Annotated in this window: 4 protein-coding genes; 3 read left to right on the top strand and 1 reads right to left on the bottom strand. The window is 73.5% G+C overall.

What is annotated here, in order from left to right; genetic code table 11:
• Window positions 1-207, top strand: a 207-nt coding sequence (locus AC2CHE_RS26630) for an adenosylcobinamide-GDP ribazoletransferase (protein WP_484507576.1), incomplete at its 5' end; no start/stop codon positions are given.
• Between the two features lie 67 nt (window positions 208-274).
• Complete coding sequence (locus AC2CHE_RS26625) at window positions 275-1,564, top strand: DUF2314 domain-containing protein (protein ID WP_484507575.1); 1,290 nt, start codon at window positions 275-277, stop codon at window positions 1,562-1,564.
• Between the two features lie 162 nt (window positions 1,565-1,726).
• Here AC2CHE_RS26625 and gcvT read toward each other — a convergent pair whose 3' ends face one another.
• On the bottom strand, window positions 1,727-2,851 hold the full coding sequence (gene gcvT, locus AC2CHE_RS26620) for a glycine cleavage system aminomethyltransferase GcvT (RefSeq protein ID WP_484507574.1): 1,125 nt from the start codon (window positions 2,849-2,851) through the stop codon (window positions 1,727-1,729).
• Window positions 2,852-3,013: 162 nt separating this feature from the next.
• Between gcvT and AC2CHE_RS26615 the strand changes: the two genes are divergently transcribed.
• The coding region (locus AC2CHE_RS26615) for a M17 family peptidase N-terminal domain-containing protein (protein ID WP_484507573.1) at window positions 3,014-3,351 on the top strand (338 nt) is incomplete at its 3' end.

Here is a 3,351-nt window from a genome sequence, read left to right as displayed (position 1 = left end):
ACCGCCGTCGTGGCGCTGCTGGCGGTCGCGGCGGCGCCGCACCGGCCGTGGCAGGGCCCGCTGGTCGTCCTGGCGGCGCTCGCCGTCGCGGCCGGGCTGCTGCGGCACGTGGTACGCCGACTCGGGGGGATCACCGGAGACGTGCTCGGCGCGACCGTCGAGCTGGTCACCACGCTGGTCTACCTGGGACTGGTGCTGTCCGCCTGAGTCGGTGGCCCGACGCCGGGTAGCGTACCTGCGACGACAGCACCGGCGCGGCCACCCGGGGGACGACATGCTCATCACCGACGACTTCCTGCCCGTTCCGGTCCCGGAGTCGCTCAGCGCGACATATCTGGTGCCGACAGTGGGGCTGCCGTCGGTGACCACCCGGACGGCCGTCGGAAAGCTGGCCGGCCGGCTCACCGAACCGGTGTACGGGCTGGCCCGGCAGATGCTGGACAGTCCACTGATGAGCGTCGACATCCGGCCGGTCGGTGAGTTTCCCGAGCTGCCGCCGGACCTGCTCACCGCGTTCGGGGCCAGCGAAGCGCAGCTGGACCGGCTGGCCGCGGCGACCCACCTGGTGGTGGTGCAGGCGGAGTACCGGCCGGGCTGGCCGCCCGCCCACGAGTGGGCCGCCCGGGCGGTGGCCGCAGCGGTCGCCGAGGCAGTGGACGGCGATGTGGTGGACGTCTTCGGCCTGCAGTTCCTGGACCCGGCCGCGGCGCTGCGCTCGCTGCCCGACGCGCAGGGCCGGGTCCGGCTGATCGACTGGGTGCTGGTGCCCTACTCGTCGGATGCCGAGGGGCTCTGGTTCACCACCAAGGGGCTGCGCCGCTTCGGCCTGCTGGAGTTGCAGACCCAGGGGGTGCCCGATCATCTCACCCGGGCCTGGGGCGCGGTGATGACCGGTGCCGCCCGACGCCTGCTGCGGGACTGGACCGACGGGCTGGCCGGCGAGGAGGTGCCGGCCTTCGTGCAGCTACCGGTGCTGGCCACGGTGACCGGACACGACATCGCGGTGGCGTACGGCAATCCGGAGCAGCACGGGGCGACCGCGCCGGTGCTGCTGCGCCTGGAGCTGGACCCGGCCACCGACCCGGATGCCGACTCCTTTCTCAGCCTGCGCCCGCCGGCCGGGCACCCCGGCCCGCCCGGACGTTACTTCGCCAACGCCTGCGCCACGCTCTTCTCCGGGATCCAGCCCGACGTGCGCTACGCCCGCTCCGGTGACGCGATGAGCCGGGCTATCGCCACCGCCCGGGCCGGCCTGCCGGACATCCGGGTCCGGTTCCGCGACGGGCAGTTGCCCCCGGAGACGCAGCTGGTCGTGAAGTACGGGCTGCCGGGCGACGACGGGCCGGAGTACGTCTGGGCGGGCGTGACGGAGTGGGAGTCCCCGGACCGGATCGTCGGCGCCAGCGCCAGCGACGCCAACACCGACCCCACCGTACGGATCGGCACCCCCGTCGTCGTGGAGGTCACCGACATCGTCGACTGGGCAGTCCTCGACACCAGCGGCGTCATCGAGGGCGGCTGGACCCAGGCCGTCCTGGACGCCGGCCAACCCCCCACCCCCTAACACCCCCACCCCCGGCCCCCCACCCCGCCCACCCCGGGCCCCCCGCCCACCTCGGGCCACCTCGTTGATCATGAGGTTAGCGGCGGCTTGAAGATCGAAAAGTGCCGCTAACCTCATGATCAACGCGAGCAGGTGAGCAGGTGGGTGGGTGGGTGGGTGGGGTTATTTGACGGAGGGGTTGATGAAGGGGGGGCGGGTGAGGTGGACGGGGGTGCGGCGGTTGCGGATGTCGACATACAGCTCGGCCCCGTCGGGCAGGGCGGGGGCGGTGTCGATCAGCGCCAGGGCGATGCCCTGCTTCCGGGTCGGGCTGAAGGTGCCGCTGGTCACGGTGCCGACCCGGGTGTCGCCCGCGTACACGGGCATGCCGGGACGGGGAATGCCCCGGTCGACGGCGACCAGGCCGCGCAGCGTACGCGCCGGGCCTGCGGCCTTCTCCCCGACCAACGCGTCGCGACCCCAGAAGGCCGGCTTGTCCCAACCGACCGCCCAGCCGGAGCGGGCCTGCACCGGCGTGATCTCCCGCGAGAGGTCCTGCCCGTGCAGCGGATACCCCATCTCGGTGCGCAGCGTGTCCCGGGCGGCCAGCCCGCACGCCTGCGGCGCCGGCTCGGCGGCGAACAACGCGTCCCACACCGCGACCGCGTCCCCGGCCGGGACCACCAGCTCGTAGCCCAGTTCTCCGGTGTAGCCGGTACGGCACACGGTCAGCTCGACCGGACCGAGCGCCGCCCGGGTGAAACTCATGTACCCGTGCTCGGTGGGCAGCCCGAGCCCGCTCAGCAGTTCCGCCGACCGGGGACCCTGCACCGCCAGTACGGCGTACCCCTCGTGCTCGTCGGTGATGGTGACCTGTGGCGGCGCGGCGGCGCGCAGCCGGCGTGCCACCTCGGCGCTGTTCGCCGCGTTCGGGATGAGGAAGACGTGGTCGTCGGCGTACAGGTAGGCGATGATGTCGTCCACCACCCCACCGGTCGCCTCGTCGCAGCAGAGGGTGTACTGCGCCCGGCCCGGCCCGATGCGGCCCAGGTCGTTGCTGAGGCAGGCGTTGACGAACTCCGCCGCCCCTGGCCCGGTCACCCGCACCTTGCCCAGGTGTGACACGTCGAACACCCCGACACCGGCGCGCACCGCGGTGTGCTCCCGCAGCACCCCGCCACCGGCGTACTCCAGGGGCATCTCCCAGCCACCGAACGGAGCGAACTTGGCGCCGAGCGCGGTGTGCCGGTCGGCCAGTGGAGAACGGCGCAGCCGGGTCGCGGCGGCGTCGGTGGTCACCTCGGTCATGGGTGGCAACTTACCGGGACGCACCGGGCTGGTTAGCATCGGCGGGACCGCCGGATGAGCCGGCGGGGCAGCAATGACGTCCGGCGGGTAAATCCCCCGCCGGAGAACCCGACCGCCGGTACGCCACACGCGACCGGCCCGGCCCGCCCGGGAGCAGCCTCCGTGACATCGCCCAGCACCACCCTGAGCCTGGTCGACACCGACCCCGCCGAACTCGCCGTCGACGCGATCGTGATCGGCGTGCACAGTACGACCGGTGAGCAGGACGCCACCCGCGGTCTCGCCGGCAATCTGCTGCTCGCCAGCGGCGCCGAGAGCATCGCCGCCGCCTTCGACGGCAAGCTGACCGAGACGCTGGCCCTGCTCGGCGCGACCGGCGGCCCGGGCGAGGTGATCAAGTTGGCGACGCTGGGCACGGTCACCGCGCCGGTGCTCGCCGCCGTCGGCCTCGGCCCCGAGCCCAGCGGTGCGGCGCCGGCCCCGGAGACGCTGCGCCGGGC

It is taken from the genome of Micromonospora sp. ATLC16, assembly GCF_057196645.1.
This window is presented reverse-complemented; position numbering and strand designations above follow the sequence as displayed.

Excerpts from the sequence above, each read along its gene's own strand:
- AC2CHE_RS26625 (WP_484507575.1), top strand. The coding sequence starts at position 275 with ATGCTCATCACCGACGACTTCCTGCCCGTTCCGGTCCCGGAGTCGCTC.
- gcvT (WP_484507574.1), bottom strand. The coding sequence starts at position 2,851 with ATGACCGAGGTGACCACCGACGCCGCCGCGACCCGGCTGCGCCGTTCT.